Source organism: Roseibium sp. HPY-6, from assembly GCF_040530035.1.
GTDB lineage: Bacteria > Pseudomonadota > Alphaproteobacteria > Rhizobiales > Stappiaceae > Roseibium.
In genome coordinates this window covers 2532463-2555627 of record NZ_JBEWCD010000002.1, presented here as the reverse complement: position 1 = coordinate 2555627, position 23165 = coordinate 2532463, and the positions used below count along the sequence as shown (strand labels likewise).

At 56.1% G+C, this 23165-nt stretch carries 22 protein-coding genes; 15 read left to right on the top strand and 7 right to left on the bottom strand.

Features of this window, described 5'->3' with window-relative positions:
- The first annotated feature begins 5 nt into the window (after positions 1 to 5).
- From lptF to ABVF61_RS22815, 7 genes are all read left to right on the top strand, one after another.
- Entirely contained in the window at positions 6 to 1190 is a 1185-nt protein-coding gene (gene lptF, locus ABVF61_RS22845) for an LPS export ABC transporter permease LptF (RefSeq protein ID WP_353995828.1), read from the top strand.
- Positions 1187 to 2281: an LPS export ABC transporter permease LptG gene (gene lptG, locus ABVF61_RS22840; protein ID WP_353995827.1), complete on the top strand. Its 1095-nt coding sequence runs from the start codon at positions 1187 to 1189 to the stop codon at positions 2279 to 2281. Before lptF ends, lptG begins: the two co-directional genes overlap by 4 nt.
- A complete protein-coding gene (locus ABVF61_RS22835) occupies positions 2278 to 4659 on the top strand; it encodes an LPS-assembly protein LptD (protein ID WP_353995826.1) in 2382 nt (793 codons plus the stop codon). The genes lptG and ABVF61_RS22835 overlap by 4 nt, the downstream gene beginning before the upstream one ends.
- 205 nt (positions 4660 to 4864) lie before the next feature.
- Positions 4865 to 5785: a SurA N-terminal domain-containing protein gene (locus ABVF61_RS22830; RefSeq protein WP_353995825.1), complete on the top strand. Its 921-nt coding sequence runs from the start codon at positions 4865 to 4867 to the stop codon at positions 5783 to 5785.
- Positions 5786 to 5790: 5 nt separating this feature from the next.
- Positions 5791 to 6810, top strand: coding sequence for a 4-hydroxythreonine-4-phosphate dehydrogenase PdxA (gene pdxA, locus ABVF61_RS22825; RefSeq protein ID WP_353995824.1), 1020 nt, complete (start codon positions 5791 to 5793; stop codon positions 6808 to 6810).
- Positions 6810 to 7652, top strand: a complete 843-nt coding sequence (gene rsmA / locus ABVF61_RS22820) for a 16S rRNA (adenine(1518)-N(6)/adenine(1519)-N(6))-dimethyltransferase RsmA (RefSeq protein WP_353995823.1) — start codon at positions 6810 to 6812, stop codon at positions 7650 to 7652. The genes pdxA and rsmA overlap by 1 nt, the downstream gene beginning before the upstream one ends.
- A 271-nt stretch (positions 7653 to 7923) precedes the next feature.
- Positions 7924 to 8829, top strand: a complete 906-nt coding sequence (locus tag ABVF61_RS22815; protein ID WP_353995822.1) for a LysR family transcriptional regulator — start codon at positions 7924 to 7926, stop codon at positions 8827 to 8829.
- Positions 8830 to 8865: 36 nt separating this feature from the next.
- On the opposite strand, the gene gmk is transcribed toward ABVF61_RS22815, so the two are convergent.
- From gmk to fabD, 7 genes are all read right to left on the bottom strand, one after another.
- Positions 8866 to 9561, bottom strand: coding sequence for a guanylate kinase (gene gmk, locus ABVF61_RS22810; RefSeq protein WP_353995821.1), 696 nt, complete (start codon positions 9559 to 9561; stop codon positions 8866 to 8868).
- Between the two features lie 5 nt (positions 9562 to 9566).
- Positions 9567 to 10460 (bottom strand): YicC/YloC family endoribonuclease, encoded by an 894-nt coding sequence (locus ABVF61_RS22805; protein ID WP_353995820.1) that lies wholly within the window; start codon positions 10458 to 10460, stop codon positions 9567 to 9569.
- Between the two features lie 69 nt (positions 10461 to 10529).
- Positions 10530 to 11666 (bottom strand): endolytic transglycosylase MltG, encoded by a 1137-nt coding sequence (gene mltG / locus ABVF61_RS22800; protein ID WP_353995819.1) that lies wholly within the window; start codon positions 11664 to 11666, stop codon positions 10530 to 10532.
- Positions 11667 to 11789: 123 nt separating this feature from the next.
- Positions 11790 to 13055, bottom strand: coding sequence for a beta-ketoacyl-ACP synthase II (gene fabF / locus ABVF61_RS22795; protein WP_353995818.1), 1266 nt, complete (start codon positions 13053 to 13055; stop codon positions 11790 to 11792).
- Positions 13056 to 13138: 83 nt separating this feature from the next.
- Positions 13139 to 13372 carry an acyl carrier protein gene (locus ABVF61_RS22790; RefSeq protein ID WP_008194310.1) on the bottom strand — a complete coding sequence of 78 codons (234 nt, stop codon included), beginning with the start codon at positions 13370 to 13372 and terminating at the stop codon, positions 13139 to 13141.
- 243 nt (positions 13373 to 13615) lie between these two features.
- A complete protein-coding gene (gene fabG, locus ABVF61_RS22785) occupies positions 13616 to 14353 on the bottom strand; it encodes a 3-oxoacyl-ACP reductase FabG (RefSeq protein ID WP_353995817.1) in 738 nt (245 codons plus the stop codon).
- A gap of 64 nt (positions 14354 to 14417) precedes the next feature.
- On the bottom strand, positions 14418 to 15362 hold the full coding sequence (gene fabD / locus ABVF61_RS22780; protein ID WP_353995816.1) for an ACP S-malonyltransferase: 945 nt from the start codon (positions 15360 to 15362) through the stop codon (positions 14418 to 14420).
- A gap of 447 nt (positions 15363 to 15809) precedes the next feature.
- On the opposite strand from fabD, the gene ABVF61_RS22775 reads away from it, so the two are divergent.
- The 8 genes from ABVF61_RS22775 (at position 15810) to radA (ending at position 23131) form a co-directional block, all read left to right on the top strand.
- A complete protein-coding gene (locus tag ABVF61_RS22775) occupies positions 15810 to 16301 on the top strand; it encodes a VPLPA-CTERM sorting domain-containing protein (protein ID WP_353995815.1) in 492 nt (163 codons plus the stop codon).
- Positions 16302 to 16648: 347 nt separating this feature from the next.
- A complete protein-coding gene (gene rpsF / locus ABVF61_RS22770) occupies positions 16649 to 17077 on the top strand; it encodes a 30S ribosomal protein S6 (protein WP_353995814.1) in 429 nt (142 codons plus the stop codon).
- A 6-nt stretch (positions 17078 to 17083) separates the two neighbouring features.
- Positions 17084 to 17332 (top strand): 30S ribosomal protein S18, encoded by a 249-nt coding sequence (gene rpsR / locus ABVF61_RS22765; RefSeq protein ID WP_029066450.1) that lies wholly within the window; start codon positions 17084 to 17086, stop codon positions 17330 to 17332.
- Positions 17333 to 17441: 109 nt separating this feature from the next.
- Entirely contained in the window at positions 17442 to 18050 is a 609-nt protein-coding gene (gene rplI, locus ABVF61_RS22760; protein ID WP_353995813.1) for a 50S ribosomal protein L9, read from the top strand.
- A 368-nt stretch (positions 18051 to 18418) separates the two neighbouring features.
- Positions 18419 to 19903 (top strand): replicative DNA helicase, encoded by a 1485-nt coding sequence (locus ABVF61_RS22755; protein WP_353995812.1) that lies wholly within the window; start codon positions 18419 to 18421, stop codon positions 19901 to 19903.
- A gap of 230 nt (positions 19904 to 20133) precedes the next feature.
- On the top strand, positions 20134 to 20409 hold the full coding sequence (locus tag ABVF61_RS22750; protein ID WP_353995811.1) for a PilZ domain-containing protein: 276 nt from the start codon (positions 20134 to 20136) through the stop codon (positions 20407 to 20409).
- A 173-nt stretch (positions 20410 to 20582) separates the two neighbouring features.
- Complete coding sequence (alr, locus tag ABVF61_RS22745; RefSeq protein ID WP_353995810.1) at positions 20583 to 21725, top strand: alanine racemase; 1143 nt, start codon at positions 20583 to 20585, stop codon at positions 21723 to 21725.
- An 11-nt stretch (positions 21726 to 21736) separates the two neighbouring features.
- A complete protein-coding gene (gene radA / locus ABVF61_RS22740) occupies positions 21737 to 23131 on the top strand; it encodes a DNA repair protein RadA (RefSeq protein WP_353995809.1) in 1395 nt (464 codons plus the stop codon).
- The last annotated feature ends 34 nt before the right edge of the window (positions 23132 to 23165 follow it).

Below are 23165 nucleotides of genomic sequence, written 5' to 3'. Positions count from 1 at the left end.
CAGACATGAATACGCTTGAACGGTACATAATCCGCCGGACATTTTATGCTTTCACCTTAACGATTGCAGCGATGACCGGAGTTGTGTGGGCGACTCAGGCGCTCAGGCAGCTGGATCTTGTAACGTCCAAGGGGCAGACGATCGTTCAGTTCATCGGCATAACCATGCTGGCGCTCCCATTCCTGATCATGATTGTCGCGCCGTTCGCACTCATGCTTGCCCTGATCCTTGTCTTGAATGCCCTTTCCGGAGACAGCGAACTCATTGTCATCGACGCAAGCGGCGGATCTCGGTTCCTGGTCCTCAAGCCCGTGATGCTGTTTTCGCTTGCTGTCATGATGCTGATCGCAAGCTTGTCTCTTTATGTCGCTCCGACTGGACTTGCCCAGTTGAGAACGGAGATCACGCGTGTCAGGGCGGACCTAGTTGCCAACATCGTGAAGCCGGGCAAGTTTATCTCGGTTGAAAGTGGTCTCACCTTTCATATCCGCAATCGCTCAGGCAACGGCACGCTGGACGGTCTTCTGTTGCACGATACGCGTGACGCTGAAACCGCCTTCACCTATCAGGCCGACACCGGCCAGATCATCGAAGCTTCGGATCGCACGCTTCTGGTCATGCAAAACGGCACAATCCAGCGCCGTCCGAAACAGCAAGGCGATATTTCCATCGTCCGCTTTCAGTCTTATGCATTCGACCTTTCAAATCTGATCCCGGAGGCCGGTGAACCGGTATTCAAGGCCAGCGAACGCACGACTGCCAATCTGATGGCACCGGGGCGGAACGATGCCTACGCTTTGAAACACCCGGACAAGCTGGCGAAAGAGCTGCACGAACGCTTCAGTCAGCCTCTCTACGCGATCGCGTTCGGCCTGATTGTGTTTGCATTCCTCGGCAAAGCCCGAACAACGCGTCAAGGCCGCGGTGCGGCGATCGTTGGGGCCATTGCGTGCTGTGTTATCCTGCGCACGTCCGGTTTCGGTGTTACCGCCATATCCGGCGTTTCGCCCCTCTTGCTCGGACTGCTTTATCTGGTTCCCATTGCCGGTTCGGCACTCGCCATCTTTGCAATTTTCAAAGAAGAACGCGCGCAGCCGCGCTGGCTCGGCAAGTTGCAGCATGGTGTGAATGACCGGATTGAAGCCGTCGTAAACCGGTTGAACAGCCGGCAGGCCGGGGGCGCTTCATGATCCTTGGCAGAACGCTGGCAATCTATCTGTCAAACAGGTTTTTGAAGGCAATCCTTGGCCTTTTCCTGTTTGCAGCCGTTCTGATGTTCCTGTTCGACGTCTTGGAACTCGTCAGACGAGGTGGTGATCGCGAAGGCTTTTCAGTCCTCAGGGTCGCCCTGATATCGCTGCTGCGTGTCCCGTTACTGCTTGAACAGGTCATTCCCTTTACGGTGCTGTTTGGCTCGATCGCCGCTTTCGTCACGCTAAGCCGTGCCCTGGAGCTGGTCGTCACCCGGGCATCAGGGATTTCTGTCTGGCAGTTTTCGATGCCCGCCGTCGTGGTCGGCACCCTCCTCGGGATCTTTTCCATTACTGTTTACAATCCGGCTGCAGTCTGGTTTCAGCAAAAGTCGGACGAGGTCGCAACAGGCCTGTTCGGCTCCGATCAGACCTTCCTGCTGCAAAACACCAACGAAGTGTGGGTCCGGCAGGACGGACTTGACGGCGAATCCGTTCTTCTTGCCAGGCAATTACTGGATGGCGGAACCAGACTTCTCGGTGTGACTGTCTTCACTTTCGACAAAGACGGCACATTTCGCGAGCGGATCGAAGCTGAACAAGCCCGTCTCGGAGACGAGATCTGGTATCTGTCAGATGCGATCGTGTACACAACGGAACAAGATCCACAACCTTATGGACAATATCAGGTCAGTACTTTCTTGACCGCTACTGAAGTGCGGGAGAGCATCGGATCACCTGAATCGATCTCTTTCTGGAACCTGCCACGCTTCATCGAGCTTGCGAGAAACGCTGGTTTACCAGCCTATAGGTACAATTTGCAGTACCAGACGCTGCTGGCCAGACCGCTTCTTTTGGTCGCTATGATTTTGATTGCAGCGGCAGTTTCCCTTAAAGTATCGAGATTTGGTGGACTCGGAAGCATGATTCTGGGTGGAATCCTGTCCGGGTTCGTGCTTTACGTTCTCACCGAGCTGGCCAAAGATTTCGGGGGGGCCGGGATCGTGCCTCCCCTTGTGGCTGCGTGGGCGCCGGGAGTGTTTGGAGTACTAATGGGGTTGACTATTCTCTTGCATCAGGAGGACGGATGAGACCGATGTCTTTGCCGCCATTCCTGAAGACAGAGATGTGGGTTAAGCGGGGCAGCTTGCTGGCGGCGGCGAGCACGTTCGCCATGGCGGTAGCCCTTGTGCACGGCGTCGCCTCCCGTGCGGCTGCTCAGGACCTTACCAGCGGCTTTGCAGGCGAAGTTGATCAAAACCAGGAACTCCTGCTCGAATCGAGCGAAATTACGTACGACTTCGACAATGACGTCATCGTCGCGACAGGCAGCGTTCAAGTCTATTACGACGGCAACACCGTACAGGCCCACAAAATCGTTTTCGACCGGAAAACCGGTCAGCTGACCGCAAGCGGCAACGTGATTTTTATTGAATCCAACGGGAACGTCGTTCGCACGTCCGAACTCACGCTTTCGGAAGACTTCGCTGACGGGTTTGCGAACGCGTTGCAGATCGACACGACGAAGCGCACGCGCTTCCTTGCCGAAAAGGCGCGGCGCGAGGGCAGCAACGTCACCACCATCGAGAATGGTGTCTATACGGTCTACACCAAGCCAACCAACCCGCCGGACAAGCCGCCGCTATGGCGCGTTCGCGCCGAAAAGATCATCCACAAGCAGCAGGAAAAGATTATCCGCTTCGAAAACGCTGCTTTCGAGGTGTATGGCAAGCCGATAGCCTATTTGCCTTATCTTTCGATGCCGGATCCGTCCGTGAAGCGAAAATCGGGTTTTCTGATCCCGAGCGGCATCGTGGATGACAAGCTGGGTTATGGCGTAACTGTTCCATATTATTGGGCGCTGAGCCCCCATTACGATCTGACAACCACCTTGACGCCTCTCACAAAGCAGGGGCTCTTCGGTGACGTGCAGTATCGACAAAGGTTTAGAGCCGGACAGGTAAGCTTTTCCGCCGCAGGTCTTTTCCAGTCGCAGCCAAGCCAGTTTACGACATCCAGGGCCGACGAACGGTGGCGCGGCGCCGTCAATTCAACCGCGTCCTTCCGCCTGAGCAAAGACTGGACCCTGGGATGGAACGTCACCTACAAGAGTGACCGTCAATTCTTCCAGGACTATTCCATGGCGAGTTTTGGTGGTGGTGACCCGTCCCAGATCTACTTTGAAGGCAGAAACGAGCGCAACCTGCTGTCCGTCAGGGCCTATGCGTTCCAGATCTCGCAGGAAGACTTCGAAAACAGCGACTTCGACGCAGACGGATTCTCGCCGGTCGGAAGCTCCCTACAAGACAAACAGCCGCTCGTTCTTCCGGTCATCGACTATGACTATGTCTTTTCCGACCCCATTCTGGCAGGCGAGCTCGCTCTGGCTGCGAATTTCACGTCGTTGACCCGTGACGAAACCGATGCGTTTTCAATTGACGGCGGGACGACCCCCAGGTTCCGCGGTGTTGATGGAACTTTCTCGCGTCTGTCCATGCAAGGGGACTGGCGGCGCACATTCATTGACCCATTAGGTCAGACGTTTACGCCCTTTGCCTATATGCGCGGCGACCTATTCTTCCTGGCATCGCCCGACGCTGATGTTACCGCTCTTGCCGGCGAAAGTTTCGTCGGGCGTGCCATGCCTGCCGTCGGCCTTGAGTATCGCTATCCAATCATTGCGACATTCCAGGGAGGTAACCAGGTTTTTGAGCCGATCGCCCAGATTGTCGCCCGGCCGAATGAACAACGGATTGGTGAATTGCCGAACGATGATGCGCAGAGCATCGTATTTGATACGACAACACTTTTCGACTACGACAAGTTTTCGGGTTTCGACCGCGCAGAGGGTGGAACGCGCCTCAACGTCGGACTGAATTACAAGCTCCAGCTTAACAGCGGCTATTATTTGAGCGGACTTTTTGGCCGCTCCTATCAACTGGCGGGTGAAAACTCTTACGCAGTCCCTGACATCCTTGGTGCCACCGAAGATTCGGGGCTGGCATCAGATCTGTCGGACTATGTCGGCAGTCTTTACCTGGATACGCAATATGGGGTGAAAGTCGGAGCTCAGGCACGCTTTGACAAGGACGATTTCTCCGTCAATCGCCTTCAGGCGCAAGCCAGTGCGATTTACGGTCCCGTTGTTTCTTCGCTTGCTTATGCTTTTCTTGGTGAGCAGCCCGATGTCGGCATTGATGATCCGCGGGAAGAAATTCTCGGAGCGGCGAGCCTGCGGCTCCAGGAAAACTGGCGCGTATTCGGGTCCATGCGTTATGATATCGAGAACTCGAATATCGTTCAGGATGGGTTGGGCATCGGCTACGATGACGAAGGGTTTTCGCTTTCGGTTTCCTTCGCCGAAGACCGCTCCCGAAATGATGGTGACACGGTAAACCGAACGCTTTATTTCCGCATTGGTCTGAGAACCATCGGGAACACGCAAGTATCTAGTGGCGCTTTGAACTGATAGAAGTTTCCGGCTCTCGATTGCCAGAATTCAAACAGGCCGTTCACGATATTATGTGTACACAATGTTTCGTGAGACATTTTACTGCCATCAATTTGAGCATCATGCCGGTAATATTTTGAATTTGTGATCGCGATATGCGAGAAAGCGTACCACAAGAACACTAACTTCGGTTTGGCTTCTCGCCAGCACGGATGGTTGAACAATGCGACTGCGTTTCGTCCCGTTAATTTTGGGCCTGGTTCTGGCGTTTGCCGCGCCGGTAACGACACCTTCTCATGCGGCCATCAAGGTTACCGTCAATGACGTTCCAATCACGGACTACGACATTAACCAGCGAGCGCGCCTGATCACGCTCACACAGCGAAAACCTGCATCAGTTGCCAGACGGCAGGCTGAGCAGGAACTGATCGACGACCAGGTGAAGCTTGCCGAGGCAGACAGGATGGGGATCGACATCGCCCCGTCCCAGGTCGACAACGCGTTTAACAACATCGCCCGCAACGTGAAAATGTCCCCTTCCCAGCTTTCGAAAGCGTTGCGCAGTGGCGGCGTCAAGCCAGAGACCCTGAAAGCCAGGCTGAAAGCGCAGCTTGCCTGGAACCAGCTGCTGCAAAGACGGTTCAGGGGTCAGATCGAAGTTGACGAGTCCGACATCATCGCCGCGCTTCAGAAAAAAGATGAAGCAGAGCGGCAAAAATCGGTCGAATATGATCTCAAACGCGTGATCGTGGTTGTTCCGAAAAACTCTTCCGGCGGCTTCAAATCAAAGCGCAGGCAAGAGAGCAACAAGATCCGCTCCGCTTTCAACAGTTGTGATGATGCCGGAACGATATTGGGCCAGTACAGTGAAGTTGTGGTGCAGCCGATCGGTCGCCGTCTGGAAACGGAGCTTCCGGAAAATGTGCGCGAAGAGATCAACTCCTTGTCACCCGGCAGCCTGACCAAACCGTCGGCGACACCTGTCGGGTTCGAGATGATTGCGATTTGCGGAAAACGGGAGATCGCCTCGGACATCGCCGTACGTGCGGAACTGGAGAATGAACTGCGCGCGAAGGAAGGCGAAAGCCAGTCCCGCAGGTATCTCATGGATGTTCGTCGCCGAGCAACGATCATCCACCGCTGATACGGATGGACGCCAAAAAAAAGCCAGTCGCGGTAAGTATGGGAGAACCTGCCGGGATCGGTCCGGAACTCGCATTGCTTGCCTGGGCCGACAGAAAACCGCTCAAGCTGCCGCCGTTTTACATTCGAGCCGACGTGTCGCTTCTGCGGCAGCGGGCGAAAACCATCGGGCGCAAGGTCCCGCTCGAGGTCTGTGCGCCGGAAGAAGCCCCGTCTGTGTTTCGCAAGTCCCTGCCCGTGGTTCAGACGGGGTCCCAGCTTTCCGACAAACCAGCGATCGAGCAGGAAGATACAGCCGGTAGCGTTGTCTCGTCCATCGAGCAGTGTGTTGAGGATGTCAAAGACGGGATAGCGTCAAGTCTTGTAACCAACCCGATCAACAAGGCGGCACTCTACAAGACCGGCTTTTCGTTTCCAGGCCACACAGAGTTCCTGGGGGCGCTTGCGGCTCAACACTGGCCAGACAAGCCTGCGAAGCCCATCATGATGATCGCCGGTCCCGACCTGATGGTGATCCCCGTAACAATTCACATCCCGCTTAAAGATGTGCCGGATAGTCTGAGCGAAGACCTTATCGTTGAAACCGTTCAAATAGCGGCACATGATCTCAAGACACGCTTCGGATACGCGCAGCCGAGGATTGCGGTTTGCGGGCTCAACCCGCATGCAGGTGAAAACGGAGCAATGGGGAGCGAAGACAGGGACATAATTGCGCCGGCAATCCAAAAACTCCGATCCTTCGGAATTGACGCAACCGGCCCTCACCCGGCAGACACACTTTTCCATCCGCCTGCGCGGCAGACTTATGATTGTGCAATCGGCATGTATCACGATCAGGTTCTTGTACCCGCCAAAACAATCGGTTTCGACGACAGTGTCAACGTCACGCTCGGGCTCCCGTTTGTCAGAACATCTCCCGATCACGGAACGGCCTATGGCCTTGCAGGCACCGGCAAGGCGCGCATCGACAGTTTCACTGCATCACTGCGTCTGGCACACGCGCTCGCGAATCCAGAAACGCTCTAATGGCTCAGATTGACGACCTCCCCCCGCTTCGCGATGTCATTTCCACACATGGCCTGAATGCGAAAAAGTCGCTCGGACAGAATTTTCTGCTGGATTTGAACCTAACGTCACGGATCGCCCGTTCTGCCGGAGACCTCAGGGACTGCACGGTCCTGGAAATCGGCCCCGGCCCGGGCGGGCTGACCCGTGCCTTGCTTGCCGCAGGTGCCAAGAAAGTGGTTGCAATTGAAAAGGACAGCCGCTGTCTCCCCGCGCTTGCAGAAATTTCAGAGCATTATCCGGGGCGGCTGGACGTGATCGAAGGAGATGCACTGCAACTGGATCCGGTGGTTCTCACCGGCGGCGACAAGGTCCGGATTGCGGCGAACCTTCCCTATAATGTTGGAACCCAGTTGCTCCTCAACTGGATTACCACGCCGGACTGGCCACCATTTTGGTCTTCACTGACGCTCATGTTTCAGAAGGAAGTCGGCGAGCGGATCACAGCAGTCCCCGGTTCAAAAGCCTACGGGCGTCTTGGCGTGCTTGCAGGTTGGCGCTGCAAAGGGGGTATCCTGTTTGATATCAGCCCGAAAGCGTTTACGCCGCCCCCAAAAGTGACATCCGCCGTCGTGCACCTGACCCCCAACGATACGCCCGTGCCCTGTGATCTTGCCTCACTTGAAAAAGTGACGGCCGCCGCATTCGGCCAACGGCGCAAGATGCTGCGCGCAAGTCTGAAGTCCCTCACGAGCAACGCCGAAGACCTGATCCGCCAAGCCGGCCTAGAACCGACGTCGCGCGCGGAAGAAATAGACATTGCCGGATTCGCTGCGCTCGCGAACGCTTTCAAGGTTGCTTAAGTCTGCAGCGCCGCCAGGTTCTTTCGCCCTGTGCTGAAACTGCTCCCCGGCATTGCGTGCTTCGTCCGGAACAAGATCCCGACGAAGCCAATTCGGCAAATGCCTCTCGTCGCTTGAGAGATAGAGAGCCGCCGGTGGTACGCGTGCTCGCCCTCGGAACAAGTGTTTGATCCAACTGCGCAACAAAATGATCTCCCTGGTAACTCGCCAAGGAAAATGACAGCGCATTTTCGACATGTAACTGAATTATATTGAATGATATCATTCAAAAATGAATAACTTTGACTGGAATGCAATTCGCGCCTTTTTGTGTGTTGTGGAGCATGGAAGCCTGAGCGGTGCGGCCCGGGAACTCGACGTCTCCCAACCGACTCTGGGCAGGCAGATATCGCGACTCGAGCAACAACTGGAGCTGCGCCTTTTCGACCGGCGTCAGACCGGGTTCGAGCTCACCGACCAGGGCAAGCGTCTTGTTGCAGAGGCTCAGTCTTTGGCGCGCAGCGCTTCGAATTTCAGGCGATCTGTCGAACTTGAAAAGACGGCAGCACCTCTCCAGGTATGCACAATTACGCTCGGCGAATGGGGACTCCACTTCTTGTCCGGGAGAACCGATGAGCTCCTCGCGGACCTGACGGGCCTGAGGATCGAGCTTTTCGCCGATGATGCATTTTGGGACCTCAGCAGGAACGCCGCGGATATCGCCATCGGCAACCGCCAGCCCAGTCACTCGCACTTGATCGCGCAAAAACTGGGTAACAGAAATTTCTTCGTTTACGCCTCCGACCGGTATCTGCGCATGCATCCTGAGGCTCGTAATCCCGGTACATGGGCCACTCAATCGTGGGCAGGCTATTGCGGTGCACGGGCGCGACTGAAGTCTGCACAGGTTCTCAAACACATCCTGAACGGAATAGACTGCCGGTTTTCAGTCAACAGTTCTGTCGCCCTGTTGAACCTTTTGAAGTCAGGTGAGGCGATGGGTGTTTTGCCCGACTGGATTGGAGAACATGAAGGTCTGGTGCGCCTTTCAAACGAACCGCTTTCCCAAAATACGTCCTGGTTGAGCTTTCACGAAAGGCTCAGGCTCCATCCGCAGCTTTCGGAACTGAAGCGGCGGCTCGTCGGGATGTTCAGGTCTCGCTATGAATTGACGGATGCGGGTTTGAAGACATTGTAAAACAACAATTATCTCTCGCACGCAAAAACCGCTCGATCAGTTCTTTTCGTCCAGCTCGTTTTCCAAATCGTCAACCATGCCCTGGATAAGAGGTCCGATTTTTGGCGACCGGAATTGCTTCAGGCGTTCGGCTTTCAAGATCGCGCGAACGTTTTCGTATGCGCGCTCCAGATCGTCGTTGACTACGACATAATCATATTCGGACCAATGCCGCATTTCGCCGACTGCTGTCTTCATGCGTTTGGCAATGATTTCGTCGGCATCTTCCGCGCGCCGAAACAGGCGCGATTTCATTTCCGCGATTGAAGGCGGCAGGATGAACACCGAGACCACGTCGGAACGCATCTTCTCATAAAGCTGGAACGTGCCCTGGATATCGATATCGAAAAGGATGTCGCGGCCATTCTCAATCGCATTCTCGACCGGCCCCCTCGGGGTTGCGTAGTAGTTTCCGTGAACTTCCGCCCATTCGAGAAGTTCGTCGTGCTCACGCATCTGCTCGAAACGTTTGGGATCCAGAAAATGGTAATGAACGCCATCGACTTCGCTGGATCGTCGCGGCCGCGTTGTAACGGAGATCGAAAGCTCGAGATTGTCTTCCTTGTCCAGAAGCAGGCGGGCAATCGTCGACTTTCCAGCACCGGAAGGAGACGAAAGCACCAGCATCAGACCCCGGCGCTGCTGATCCGCCTGATCCGCGCTGACAGTGGTTCTGACTGGTGCATCGGACATCAGATTTACTCCAGGTTCTGTATCTGCTCTCGCATTTGATCGATAACGGCCTTCAAGTCCAGTCCAATTGCCGTCAGTTCCACGTCATTTGACTTCGAACACAGCGTGTTGGCTTCCCTGTTGAATTCCTGCGCCAGGAAATCAAGCCGGCGCCCGATTGCACCGCCGCTATTCATCAGGTCCCTTACCGCCGCAACATGTGCATGCAACCGGTCCAGTTCCTCGCGAATGTCGGCCTTTGTCGCCAGAATAACGGCCTCTTGGTGCAGCCGTTGTGGATCAAGCTGTCCGTCCGTAACGTCCAGAAGATCACTGACCTGCTTTTTCAACCGCGCCTTGATCGCCTCGGGCAAACGCGCGGGTAGATTTTCTGCGGCCTCGGTCAAGGCAGCAATCTTGTCAATCTGCCCGCCGACGACGTCACTTATGGCCTGGCCTTCCGTGTGACGCATGTCGACCAGATCGATGAGCGCGGCGTCCAGTGTGGTGAGCAGCGCGGCGTGGAGCGCAGCCTGGAACTCTTCATCGTCGTCCGGCTCCTTGAGTTCGAAGACACCCTTTTGCGACAGGATGCCATCCAGCGAGGGCGGCGCAAGGTCCGGAACCCTTTGCTTGAGAAGTTCGATCGTGGACAGTACTGCGTCCAGGGCCGATTCATTCACTTGAAGCTGCTGTTCGGATTGGTCTCGTTGCATCGCAAGACCGATCGTCACATTGCCGCGCCTTAGAACCTTGCCGCAGCGCTCTCTGATCTGCGGTTCTAGCGTTTCAAGACCAGTGGGAATGCGGATGCGCAGGTCGAGAGACTTCCCATTGACCGACCTCAATTCCCAGGTCCATCGAACCGGTCCGCTTTCCCCGAGGGACCGCGCAAACCCTGTCATGCTGGCAAGTGCCATGTGCCCCTCCGGAAGTTTACCGGGCCGTCCCTCTTTCGGGTTTATCGGCTTTGTTGTGTCTGACGCCCGTCAATTGGATGTCGCCGGTTGCGTTTCCTGCTGTTGCTGTTGTTCAGCCTGCCTACGCTGGCGTTCGATCTGGCGCCATTTGCGAACGTTTTCCTGATGCTGTTCGTATGTTTCGGCAAATACGTGACCACCGGTCCCGTCCGCAACAAAGAAGAGATCCTGTGTTCGCGACGGATTGGCGACCGCCTCCATGGCGGCCCGTCCGGGATTACCGATCGGTCCGGGAGGCAGCCCATCTATCTGATAGGTGTTGTATTTGTTTTCAGCATTTATTTCGGACTGCTTGATGCCGGAGCGGTCTTTCAACCAAGCTTCACCGCCATAGAGACCATAGAGGATGGTCGGGTCAGACTGCAGGCGCATGCTCTTGTTCAGCCGGTTGACGAAAACACCTGCAACGCGAGGGCGTTCATCAGCGAGCGCTGTTTCCTTTTCAACGATGGATGCCAATACGACCAGTTCTTCCGGCGTTGCCACCGGAAGATCGTCAGTCCGTCTTTCCCAGATCTCAGCCAGCAGGCGTTCCTGCGCCTTTTTCATCTGCTCAAGAACGTCCTGGCGGCTCGTTCCACGTGCAAAGGTGTATGTTTGCGGCAGCAGGTCGCCTTCTTCCGGCACCTCTGTGATTTCACCGACAAGTATTGGATGCTCCCGCACACGGGCAATGATTTGTGCCGTGGTCCATCCTTCCGGAATGGTTACGGAATGCGTGACCGCGTTGCCCTCAACGAGGTCTTTCATGATCTCTTGCATGGAGACGCCCGGTGCGAAAGCGTATTCACCCGCTTTCAGGTCCGTCGCATTTTTGTAGAAGCGGATCCCCAAATTGAAGACCCATTCGTCAAACATGCTGTCGTTGATCACGCCTCTTCCGGCGAGCCTGTTCGTAATGCCTGAAAGGCCTGATCCGGACGCGATCACGACCGTCGCTTCCTCTGTCAAAGGACCGGGCTCTTCGAATTTCTGTTTGCCGAAATAGAGCGCGCCGCCAACTGCGGCGAGGCCAAACACAGCAAGTGTGATGATCAGATTGCTCAAAATCACAAGGGGATTGCGCACATGCCTGGAGCGCTGCGGTGGTGCCGGTGCCGGCTCGGGTTGCAGAGCTTCACGCGGGCTTTTCGGCTTTATGCGCATATCGGGTCACACCTCCAAGATTGAGCCCGGAAACTTGACATGGGCTCAAGCGGACCATTTTTCAAAATCAATGTCTCAAGCCGGGAGTCAAGAATCAGGCCGGCTCGAGAGAATTTGAAAGGGCTATGCGGCAACTTTACGGAAAACGAGAGATGCATTTGTGCCGCCGAAGCCAAACGAGTTCGACAAGGCCACATTCACGTCCAGTGCTTTCGGTTTGTGCGGAACCAGGTCGATCTCGGTCTCAACGGACGGATTGTCCAGATTGATGGTCGGTGGCGCCATGCTGTCCCGAATGGCAAGGACGGAGAAAATTGCCTCCACGGCTCCCGCTGCGCCCAAGAGATGGCCAATAGAAGACTTTGTCGAAGACATGGTCAGGTTCGCCGCATGCTCACCGGCCAATCTGGCGACGGCGCCAAGTTCGATTTCGTCACCCAGCGGTGTCGACGTTCCGTGCGCGTTGACGTAGTCGATCTCGGCGGGCGTGATATTGGCGCGTTTCAGAGCCGCTTCCATACACCTATACGCACCGTCACCATCTGACGACGGTGCCGTGATGTGATAGGCATCTCCTGAAAGTCCGTATCCGATCACTTCGGCGTAGATCCTGGCACCGCGTTGCACGGCGTGCTCGTACTCTTCCAGAACCACGACACCTGCGCCTTCACCCATGACGAACCCGTCACGGGCAATGTCATAAGGGCGTGAGCCTTTTTCAGGCGCGTCGTTGAAGCCTGTGGACAATGCGCGGCAAGCTGCAAACCCTGCGATGGCAAGACGGCACACCGGAGATTCAGCGCCGCCGGCGACCATGACGTCAGCATCGCCGAAGGCAATCAGACGGGACGCGTCCCCGATTGCGTGCGCACCTGTCGAACACGCGGTCACGACCGCATGGTTCGGGCCTTTGAGACCGTGACGAATGGAGACGTAACCACCGGCAAGATTGATCAGCCGGCCTGGGATGAAGAACGGGCTGACGCGCCTGGGCCCCTTTTCGGCCAGCAGGTGCGCTCCTTGCTCGATGCCCTGAAGACCACCGATGCCGGATCCGATCAGTACACCCGAACGCGCCTGTTGCTCGTAAGTTTCGGCCTTAAAGCCGGAGTCAGCCATTGCCTGATCGGCAGCGGCCATGGCGTAGACAATAAAGTCGTCGACCTTGCGCTGTTCCTTGACATCCATCCAGTCATCCGGATTGAACGCCCCTTCCTCGCCCGCATCGCGCGGTATCTGGCAGGCAATCTGGCAAGCCAGATCATCAACCTTGAAATTCGTGACCTTATTGGCCCCGCTTTTGCCTTCGAGGATCTTCTTCCAAGTGACATCGACGTTACCGCCCAGCGGCGACACCATGCCCAACCCAGTTACGACAACTCGCCTCATACACCTGCACTTACGTTTGAAGGGCCTGGCGGGGCAATCCCCGCCGGCCCGGTCATTTGTCAGAATTCAAGCAGGGCTTACCCTTACTTGTTTGCTTCCAGAAACTTGACGGCATCGCCGACGGTAAGGATAGTCTCTGCTGCAGTGTCCGGAATTTCGACGCCGAATTCTTCTTCAAATGCCATGACCAACTCAACGGTGTCGAGACTGTCAGCGCCCAGATCGTCGATGAAGCTTGCGCCTTCCACAACCTTCTCGGCATCGACACCAAGGTGTTCGACAACGATTTTTTTCACCCGATCCGCGATATCGCTCATCTTTTACTTCCTTATTTTTCGTCTATTCGTCTATCGCGAAACTGCCCCTGCCCGACCATAACGCGGCGGCGCCAACTCGCGGTGTTGAAGATGTCGGTGCGCCACAGTACCGGATCACCGGTCTTAGCGACGCAATTCTTTACAATCGGCGGGTTGGTAACACACTTTGTTGACCATTACCAGCCAGTCCCGACCGCTTGCAAACGGCCCGGATTTTTTTTGCCTACTCGGCAAAACTTCCTTTTAAATCATGGCCATGCCGCCGTTGACGTGGAGCGTCTGGCCAGTGATATAAGCCGCTTCGTTGCTGGCAAGATAGAGTGCGGCGGAGGCAATCTCCTCCGACGTGCCCAAACGGCCTGCCGGAACGCTCGTCAAAATTGATTCCTTTTGCTTTTCGTTGAGCGCATCGGTCATTGCCGTTTCGATAAAGCCTGGTGCAATCGTATTGACGGTGATGTTTCTGCTGGCCACTTCACGTGCGAGCGACTTGTACATACCGATCATGCCGGCCTTCGCCGCGGCGTAATTGACCTGACCCGGATTGCCGGTCACCCCGACAACGGAAGTGATACCGATGATGCGGCCCGAGCGGCGTTTCATCATGCCCTTGATCGCCGCGCGGCACAGGCGAAATCCGGAACTCAGATTGACTTCCAGGACCTGGTCCCACTCATCGTCCTTCATGCGCATAAAGATATTGTCGCGCGTGATGCCCGCATTGTTCACGAGAATGTCGACGGAGCCCATTTTTTCCTCGGCAGACGGCAACAAGGCGTCCACCGCCTCGCGATCCGATAGGTTCGCGGGCGTCACAAATGCACGTTCACCGAGGTCTGCAGCAAGCGCTTCCAGTTTCTCCGCGCGTGTTCCTGAAAGGGAAACGGTAGCTCCCTGTGCATGCAGGGCGCGGGCAATCGCCTCGCCGATACCGCCTGTTGCACCGGTAACGAGCGCGTTTTTCCCATCCAAGCTGAACATCTGGGGTCCTTCCCTGATCAATTGCTGCCCGACAAGGGCTTGTTTTTGGTTGTTCGTCCGAGCGTCAGCCGACAATCTTTTCCATAAGCGCGTCGATGTCTTCCGGGGTGTTAACGACAAGACCCGTCGCTTCCTTGTGGATGCGTCTGACCATTCCGGTAAGTACCTTGCCTGTGCCCACTTCTACAAAGGTGTCAACGCCATTGCCAGCAAGCCAGCTGACGCTTTCGCGCCAACGGACTGTTCCGGTGACCTGCTCTACGAGCTTGGACCGGATCTCTCCCGGGTCTGTGATAGGCGCTGCCAGTACATTGGCAACAAGCGGTACAGCAGGCGATTTTATGTCTGCGTTGGCGAGCGCCTTTGACATCGCGTCGGCGGCAGGTGCCATCAGCGCGCAATGGAACGGTGCACTCACCGGCAGCATTACGGCGCGGCGAGCCCCTTTTGCCTTGGCAATTTCCACTGCACGTTCGACTGCAGCCAAGTGTCCCGACACCACGACCTGTCCGGGCGCGTTGTCATTGGCTGCCTGGCAGACCTCGCCTTGTGCAGCCTCCTGTGCAACTTCGGCAGCAACATCGAAATCCAGACCCAGCAGAGCCGCCATTGCGCCTGCGCCCACCGGGACGGCGTTTTGCATCGCGTCACCGCGCACGCGCAGCAGCCGCGCTGTCGTTGCGACATCCAGGCTCCCCGCCGCGGCAAGCGCTGAGTATTCTCCCAGCGAGTGCCCGGCCACATAGGCGACTGCCGATTTCAGATCGAGCCCCTTTGCCTCAAGCACGCGCATCGTGGCAAGGCTGACGGCCATCAACGCCGGCTGTGCATTTGCGGTCAGGGTCAAGACCTCTTCAGGGCCGTCCCACATTACCTCGGAGAGCTTTTGGCCGAGCGCTTCGTCAACTTCTTCAAAAACGGCTTTTGCTTCCGGAAAGGCATCGGCGAGACCTTTGCCCATTCCGACAGTCTGGCTGCCCTGGCCGGGAAACGTGAATGCTATGGTCATTTGGGAACGCCTCCATAAAACGTGCGTGGGGCCGGCTTCAGTACAAGAAGCAAACCATCAGCTTTTGGAAGAAAGCGAAATGTCGGCCCGATAGCGCCAACTGCGAACTTGGCGCGAGCCTATGATACGCTCTTGCCCGCGCTGTCAAGGCCTAGAAACCACTCCAAGCCGTGAATCGAACTCTTTTTGCCGAATCTCCCGATTTTAAAGACCAATCGGCGATCAGCAGAAGGACCATGCGCTCGCCTCTTCCGTAAAGTTTCTCCAACAAATCAAATTCGCGCCGCCCTGACCGAGCAGCTCAACCTTTGGTTTTTCCAATTGACTCACCACTCGCATAAAATTAATTTCACGCTAAAATTGACAATGTAATTTGGGGCAATCTGTATGATACACGCAATTCGAAGATTTCTATCCGCAGCTGTTTTCGCGATTGTGGCAGTCGCGATGACAAACCCAGCCCATGCGGTTACGTATGATTTCGAATTTTCTTTCGTTAACAAGGACGTACATGGCGGCGGCACTGTAACCGGCATCGTTCGGGGATTGACCGAGGGCCGGTCGAGCCAGACCAGCGTGGAAGTCCTCACCAACAGCGACAACTTCGGGATTAACAGCTACTCATTTCCCTTTATAAGCATTTGGGACGTCAAAAACGGAGAAATCACGTTTGTTGATTTTGTCTCCCGTAGTGACAATCTCAACGATCTCGTAAGCGGCTGCTGTGTCTTGCATTTCTTCATATTCCCCGACACTGGAGATGCGGAAGGCATTTTGAGGGACGAAAGTGTTCCTTCGGGTTCTGGAGAAGGCGATTTCGGCCTCAGGTTCACGCCCGTCCCGCTCACACCTGTCCCGCTTCCTGCCAGCGGATTGCTATTGATGGCGGCTCTGGCAGGCGCGGTGGGCCATCGTCGCTGGAAGCAAGCACACAGTTGAGTCAAAGGTAAAGCTCGATTGGAACCGGCATCCTCCCTCCGTAGGATGTGGCTTTGGGCTCGCCGCGCAAGCTCTAGCGCGTTCGGTGGATCAGGACAATTTCTGACGATTTGTCGCCGTTGGAGATTGCCCTTTGCGCTTTGAGCTTGCATTTCCCCCAAAACGGAGTATAGAGCGCGCTTCATCCGGGATTTGGCCGGGGGCTGAAAGGAAGGGCGTTTGCCAGGATCTTCTGAAAGATCCGACTTCCCGTGTTCCCGCTCTCGTTAGAACTCTCGTGCCTTTCCGGGGCTACGAGGAGGCTCCGCGCCGATCCCGCGTTGTCAACACGAAGAAAGGCTATCTTTATGCCTCTTTATGAGCACGTATTCCTGGCGCGCCAGGACGTTTCGGCCCAGCAGGTCGAACAGCTTGTCGAACAGTACAAGGGCCTCATCGAAGGCGCCGGCGGTACTGTAGGCAAAGTCGAAAACTGGGGTCTTCGGTCTCTTGCCTACCGTATCAAGAAGAACCGCAAGGCTCACTACACGCTTATGAACATTACCGCGCCGCATGCTGCCGTTGCCGAAATGGAACGCCAGATGGGTCTGAGCGAAGATGTTCTGCGCTACATGACCTTCCGCGTCGACGAACTCGACGAAGAGCCTTCCGCGATGATGCAGAAGCGTGACCGCGATGACCGCCGTGGTGGTGGCCGTGGTGACCGCGGCGACAGAGGCGATCGCGGTGATCGCTCTGGTGGCAGCCGTCCCCCGCGCCGTGGTGAAGAGGAGTAAGAGACAATGGTTGATATTGCACAGCTTCCGAGCCGCCGCCCGTTCTTCCGTCGCCGGAAAACCTGCCCGTTCTCCGGTTCGAATGCTCCGAAGATCGACTACAAGGACATCCGCCTTCTGCAGAGGTATATCTCCGAGCGCGGCAAGATCGTCCCGAGCCGTATCACCGCCGTTTCCGCAAAGAAACAGCGTGAACTGGCACGCGCCATCAAACGCGCCCGCCTGCTCGGCCTTTTGCCGTTCGTCATCAGCTAAGGCTTCTTATTAGAAACCCTGCCCTCCCGGGTTCGCCCGGGAGATCCGTATTGGGACCGCGGACAATCGGTCTCTAACCACCCAGACGGTGGGACAGTAGGAGACAAAAATGCAAATCATTCTTCTTGAGCGCATCGCCAAGCTCGGCCAGATGGGCGACACCGTTCGCGTTCGCGACGGCTATGCACGCAACTATCTGCTGCCTCAAGGCAAAGCGCTTCGTGCAAACAAGGCAAACCTTGAGCGCTTCGAGCGTGAACGCGCGCAGCTGGAAGCCCGTAACCTGGAACGCAAGAGCGAAGCTGAAGCAGTCGCTTCCAAACTGGATGGCGAAGCCCTTGTCATGATCCGGTCTGCCGGTGAAACCGGTCAGCTTTATGGTTCCGTTTCCACACGTGACGTTGCAGAAGGCCTGACGGAAGCCGGATTTACTGTTTCCCGCGGACAGGTCGAACTGCGCACTCCGATCAAGACAATCGGCATGCACACGGTTCTGATCCGCCTGCACCCGGAAGTCGAAGTATCTGTCGTGGTCAACGTCGCTCGTTCCGAAGACGAAGCAGCACGCCAGGCAGCCGGTGAGGATTTGACCACGCCGGAACAGGATGTCTTCGAATTTGAAGAAGACGAAGAAGCAGAAGACGCGGAAGGAACCGACGACGGTTCCGATGCGGAGGCAGAAGCTGAAGCTGAAGCTCCGGTCGAAGAAGACGTCTGATCCGCTGGAACAGTATTCCGGCAACAATATGAACGGCGCTGGTTTCAGCGCCGTTTTTTTGTTTTGCCAGCAATTCTTTTCAAGGCGCAGCCCACCACGCTAAACCAGCAGATCCAAAGTCCATGACAACGTCTTGAATCAACAGTCCAAATTGTTAACCGTCAATTTACTTTTAAAAAAAGACAATAGATTTCAATGACTAAGATCTAGCGCCTTGAGTCTTCAAACAGGTTTTGAGTCAAGCGGGATTCGAGTCTATCCCCGCTGATCTGTACATTGCGGTGGGAAACATTAAGAGGCCTTTTTGAACCTTGAGACCGTCCCCGTCAGAAGGTATGCCGGGTGAACTTGGGTCATCGGGGGACGAGATGAAGGGCACACTGCAGAAAGTCGAAACGGAAGAAGACATCCAGCGTCTTGCACCGCATAACGCGGAGGCTGAAAGACAGTTGCTGGGTGCGATCCTCGTAAACAATGAAACGTTCTACCGGGTCTCCGACTTTCTTGAACCGCACCACTTTTTCGTGCCGTCCCACCACGACATCTATGAAAAAGTCAGCCACCTCATCCGGGCCGGCAAAACCGCCTCGCCGATTACGCTGAAAACCTTCTATCCCGCTGACGCAAAAATTGCGGACCTGTCCGCAACTCAGTTTCTTCTGCGTCTTGCCGGCGATGCAGCGTCCATCATCAATGCTGAGGACTATGGCCGTACAATCTACGACCTTGCCATCCGCCGGAACCTGATCCGGATCGGCGAGGACATGGTCAACATCGCCTTCGACGCTCCCATCGATGTCCCGCCCGGGCAGCAGATCGACGACGCAGAGCGCAGACTGTTCGAGCTGGCGGAAACGGGCCGCAGTGAGGGTGGGTTCGTGTCATTTGGTGATGCGTTGACGGAAACCATCGAAATGGCACATGCCGCCTATAACCGCGAAGGTGCGCTCTCCGGAACATCGACGGGTCTCAGGGAACTCGACAAGCTCATGGGTGGGCTTCAGCAGTCCGACCTAATTGTTCTTGCAGGCCGGCCGGCAATGGGAAAAACCTCCCTTGCGACCAACATCGCCTATAACATCGCGCAGGCCTACAAATCTGAAGAACAGCCTGATGGCACGCTCAAAACAATCAATGGCGGCGTTGTCGGGTTCTTCTCCCTCGAAATGTCAGCAGAGCAGCTGGCAACGCGTATCATTTCCGAGCAGGCGGAGATTTCATCATCGAAAATCCGGCGCGGCGATATAACAGAAGCGGAATTTGAAAAACTTGCAGCGTGTGCGCAGACAATGCAAACGGTGCCTTTGCACGTGGACCAGACCGGTGGCATTTCGATTGCCTCTCTGGTGGCGAAGGCGCGTCGGTTGAAACGGCAGCGCGGCCTTGATCTGCTGGTCGTGGACTATATTCAGCTGCTCTCCGGCTCGGCCAAGAATTCGGGCAACCGGGTCCAGGAAATTACAGAAATCACAACCGGCCTGAAGGCTTTGGCGAAGGAACTGAACGTTCCGATCATTGCGTTGTCCCAGCTCTCCCGCCAGGTCGAATCACGCGACGACAAACGGCCGATGATGTCAGACCTTCGCGAATCGGGTTCGATCGAGCAGGACGCCGACGTGATCCTTTTCGTCTATCGCGAAGAATATTATCTGTCCAAAACCGAACCAGAAGTCGGTTCTCCGGAATATGCGGCTTGGGAAGCCAAGCATGACGCGGCCAGGGGCAAGGCGGAAGTGATCATCGCAAAGCAGAGGCACGGGCCGACCGGCACCGCCAACCTGCACTTCCAGGGCGAATTTACCCGGTTCTCCGATCTCGCCGAAGACGATCATCTTCCCGAGCGTTACGAGTGAAGATGATCAGTTCAGGAATCACTTGGCAACACAGGTGAACTCTCTAGAATCTCAATTCAGAATCGATTAATTTGCCTCAACCAAAGTGGGTTCTGGCGAGGGATATTTGGAAAAATTGCATCAAATTGAACTTGTTCAAATTGACAATTTTAAATCATCTTTAAACCTCATTATTTACCCTGGGTAATCAGACTTGAAGTGTTTCGAATGTTTTTTGGAAATGGGTCAACGTGAATTCACCGGTGCAAAAATTGCGGGAGGAAGCCAGGATCTTCCCCAGGAAGCGCTGCAAGTGGCCAGGTATTTTGAAACTGGACAAGGAGCACCAGCCTTGTGTCGTTGAGGATATCAGCGCTGGCGGGTGTCGAATTGCGACCAAAACCAAAGGCTTGAAGGCAAAAGCAAAGATTGTTCTTGAAGTGGAGAGCAGAAAACTTCGTTTTCACGGCGAGATCCGCTGGGTGCGGACGGATGAATTGGGAATTGAGTTCCTGTATCAGGACTAGACAGATCCATTCCTGCAGTGTTCGTACAAAAAGGGTGATGAGTGCCCAAACCTCAGCTTGGGCTGAAACGCCGCATTTCTTTTCCATAATTGAAATAGAACCGATCAATCGCGCTAGGCTAGACTGCGCGGCGATTCATTCGACGATACCGTTGCCGGAGCCCAGCCTGGACCATGCTTTCCCTTCATGAAGATCCGTTTCACGCCGATTTATATGGCGGCCGGCTGACCATAGACGTGGAGGCCATTGCAAAGAATTGGCTGTTCCTGAAAGGGAAACTAACGGGCGACACGGAATGCGCCGCAGCCGTTAAGGCAGATGCATACGGCACGGGACAGGCTCCGGCGGGCCAGGCCCTCTTCAACGCAGGATGCCGGACATTTTTTGTCGCTGTTCCGACCGAAGCGATTTCTCTCCGGCAAACGCTTCCCGATGCGACCATTTACGCGCTCAACGGTTTGTTGCCGGGGACGTCCGATCACTATCTGGAAAATGACATCCGCCCCGTTCTGGGATCATTGGAAGAAGTCCGCGATTGGATCGACCTGTGCAAGTCGGCGGGCCGGTCATTTGATGCCGCGGTTCATGTCGATACCGGCATACATCGGCTCGGTCTCTCGCCGGATGAGTTTTCCGCCACATTGAGCGACGCCGATCTGATGGGTCCCTTTGTACCTTCACTGCTTATGAGCCATCTGGCGTGCGGTTCGACCCCTGATCACGCAATGAACAAGCGCCAGCTCGATCTCTTTCGCACGATCACAGCACCGTATGCGCATATCCAGCGTTCACTTGCGAATTCGGCGGGCGTTCTCATGGGGCCGGAGTATCATTTCGATCTGGTGCGCCCGGGTATCTCGCTTTATGGCGGTCAGGCGATCGACGATACGCCTAACCCCATGACGCCGGTCGCCAAGGTCGAGGCACGTATCATGATTGTGCGCAACGTCCCTGCAGGCGACACGATCGGTTACGGGGCTATGCATACGGCCAAACGCACGCTCAGGAATGCTGTGGTTGCAGCCGGATATGCCGACGGCATGCTCCGCCGGGCCGGCTCCACTGACGAAAGGCCGGGCGGGTTTGCCATGATCGAAGGACACAAGGCACCGATCCTGGGCAGGATTTCGATGGACATGATCACCCTGGATGTCACCGACATTCCCGATCATCTGGTCAAACGCGGTGCATTTGTGGAAATGCTGGGTCCAAATGTTGCAGCAGCGGATCTGGCAGCTTATGCCGAGACCATCGATTACGAATATCTGACAAGCCTGGGGCAACGCTTTCACCGCGTGTATGGCCCCCTCACCTGATAGGAGCATTCATGGCCAGGCGGTCCTCTTCATTTGTCTGCCAGTCATGCGGTTCCGTCACTGCCAAATGGGTCGGGCGTTGCGAATCCTGCGGCGAGTGGAACACGATCGTCGAAGAGCAGACGGGCGGCGGCGTTGGAGGAGGACCCGGCCGGGCGTCGCGGAGCAAGGGCCGTGTTGTGCCTCTGGTGGGCCTATCCGGTGAATCCAAGGAAGCCCCCCGGATCCTGACAAAGGTCGCGGAACTGGATCGTGTGACGGGAGGTGGTTTCGTCCGCGGCTCCGCTCTGCTTGTCGGTGGCGACCCCGGTATCGGCAAATCGACGCTTCTGATCCAGGCCGCCGCTCAGCTTGCACGCCTTGGCCACAAGACAGTTTATATTTCCGGGGAAGAAGCAATTGGCCAGGTACGCCTGCGCGCAGAGCGCCTCGGCCTCACCGACGCACAGGTAGCGCTTGCCGCCGAAACGAGTGTTGAAGACATCCTTGCAACGCTCGAAGCGGACAAACCGCCAGCGATGCTGATCCTTGATTCCGTCCAGACACTATGGACTGATCAGGTCGAGTCGCCGCCAGGTACAGTGACCCAGGTGCGCGCATCCGCCCAGGCCATGGTGCGTTACGCCAAAAAGAATGGCACAACACTGGTCCTCGTCGGGCACGTGACAAAGGACGGACAGATCGCAGGCCCACGTGTTGTCGAACACATGGTCGATGCCGTGCTCTATTTCGAAGGGGATGGCGCGCACCAGTACCGGATCCTTCGATCAGTGAAAAACCGGTTTGGCGCAACCGACGAGATCGGCGTGTTCGAGATGACCGGCAAAGGGCTGGTCGAAGTCTCCAATCCGTCAGCCCTTTTTCTGGGTGACCGGACGACGAGCACACCGGGTGCCGCTGTTTTCGCAGGGCTGGAAGGCTCGCGTCCCCTCCTCATCGAAATTCAGGCACTCGTTGCCCAATCATCACTCGGCACACCACGGCGAGCGGTCATTGGTTGGGATGGAGCGCGGCTTTCCATGATCCTGGCGGTCCTCGAGGCACGCTGCGGCGTCCGCTTCTCGCAGCATGATGTTTACCTGAATGTGGCCGGCGGCCTTAAAATCAACGAACCTGGGGCGGATCTTGCCGTTGCCGCGGCCTTGATATCATCGCTCAGCGGGCTTGCCCTTCCGGCCAATTGCGTCTATTTCGGCGAGGTCAGCCTGTCGGGTGCAATCCGGCCCGTGGCTCAGGCCCAGTCCAGGCTGAAGGAAGCTGAAAAGCTCGGCTTCGATCAGGCTATTTGTCCTGAGGGAAACCTCAAGGACGGTGCCGCATCATCGTTTAGGGCGACAGGCCTTTCGGAACTTGGGGACTTTGTCGCCAAACTCTCTGCCGAGGCTAGTGCGTCAGGGGCCTCTTGAAGCAAGATGCCCATTGGATCGGAATAGAGATTTC

Coding starts and splice junctions, on each gene's coding strand:
- lptF (WP_353995828.1), top strand. CDS start 6: ATGAATACGCTTGAACGGTACATAATCCGCCGGACATTTTATGCTTTC.
- lptG (WP_353995827.1), top strand. CDS start 1,187: ATGATCCTTGGCAGAACGCTGGCAATCTATCTGTCAAACAGGTTTTTG.
- ABVF61_RS22835 (WP_353995826.1), top strand. CDS start 2,278: ATGAGACCGATGTCTTTGCCGCCATTCCTGAAGACAGAGATGTGGGTT.
- ABVF61_RS22830 (WP_353995825.1), top strand. CDS start 4,865: ATGCGACTGCGTTTCGTCCCGTTAATTTTGGGCCTGGTTCTGGCGTTT.
- pdxA (WP_353995824.1), top strand. CDS start 5,791: ATGGACGCCAAAAAAAAGCCAGTCGCGGTAAGTATGGGAGAACCTGCC.
- rsmA (WP_353995823.1), top strand. CDS start 6,810: ATGGCTCAGATTGACGACCTCCCCCCGCTTCGCGATGTCATTTCCACA.
- ABVF61_RS22815 (WP_353995822.1), top strand. CDS start 7,924: ATGAATAACTTTGACTGGAATGCAATTCGCGCCTTTTTGTGTGTTGTG.
- gmk (WP_353995821.1), bottom strand. CDS start 9,561: ATGTCCGATGCACCAGTCAGAACCACTGTCAGCGCGGATCAGGCGGAT.
- ABVF61_RS22805 (WP_353995820.1), bottom strand. CDS start 10,460: ATGGCACTTGCCAGCATGACAGGGTTTGCGCGGTCCCTCGGGGAAAGC.
- mltG (WP_353995819.1), bottom strand. CDS start 11,666: ATGCGCATAAAGCCGAAAAGCCCGCGTGAAGCTCTGCAACCCGAGCCG.
- fabF (WP_353995818.1), bottom strand. CDS start 13,055: ATGAGGCGAGTTGTCGTAACTGGGTTGGGCATGGTGTCGCCGCTGGGC.
- ABVF61_RS22790 (WP_008194310.1), bottom strand. CDS start 13,372: ATGAGCGATATCGCGGATCGGGTGAAAAAAATCGTTGTCGAACACCTT.
- fabG (WP_353995817.1), bottom strand. CDS start 14,353: ATGTTCAGCTTGGATGGGAAAAACGCGCTCGTTACCGGTGCAACAGGC.
- fabD (WP_353995816.1), bottom strand. CDS start 15,362: ATGACCATAGCATTCACGTTTCCCGGCCAGGGCAGCCAGACTGTCGGA.
- ABVF61_RS22775 (WP_353995815.1), top strand. CDS start 15,810: ATGACAAACCCAGCCCATGCGGTTACGTATGATTTCGAATTTTCTTTC.
- rpsF (WP_353995814.1), top strand. CDS start 16,649: ATGCCTCTTTATGAGCACGTATTCCTGGCGCGCCAGGACGTTTCGGCC.
- rpsR (WP_029066450.1), top strand. CDS start 17,084: ATGGTTGATATTGCACAGCTTCCGAGCCGCCGCCCGTTCTTCCGTCGC.
- rplI (WP_353995813.1), top strand. CDS start 17,442: ATGCAAATCATTCTTCTTGAGCGCATCGCCAAGCTCGGCCAGATGGGC.
- ABVF61_RS22755 (WP_353995812.1), top strand. CDS start 18,419: ATGAAGGGCACACTGCAGAAAGTCGAAACGGAAGAAGACATCCAGCGT.
- alr (WP_353995810.1), top strand. CDS start 20,583: ATGCTTTCCCTTCATGAAGATCCGTTTCACGCCGATTTATATGGCGGC.
- radA (WP_353995809.1), top strand. CDS start 21,737: ATGGCCAGGCGGTCCTCTTCATTTGTCTGCCAGTCATGCGGTTCCGTC.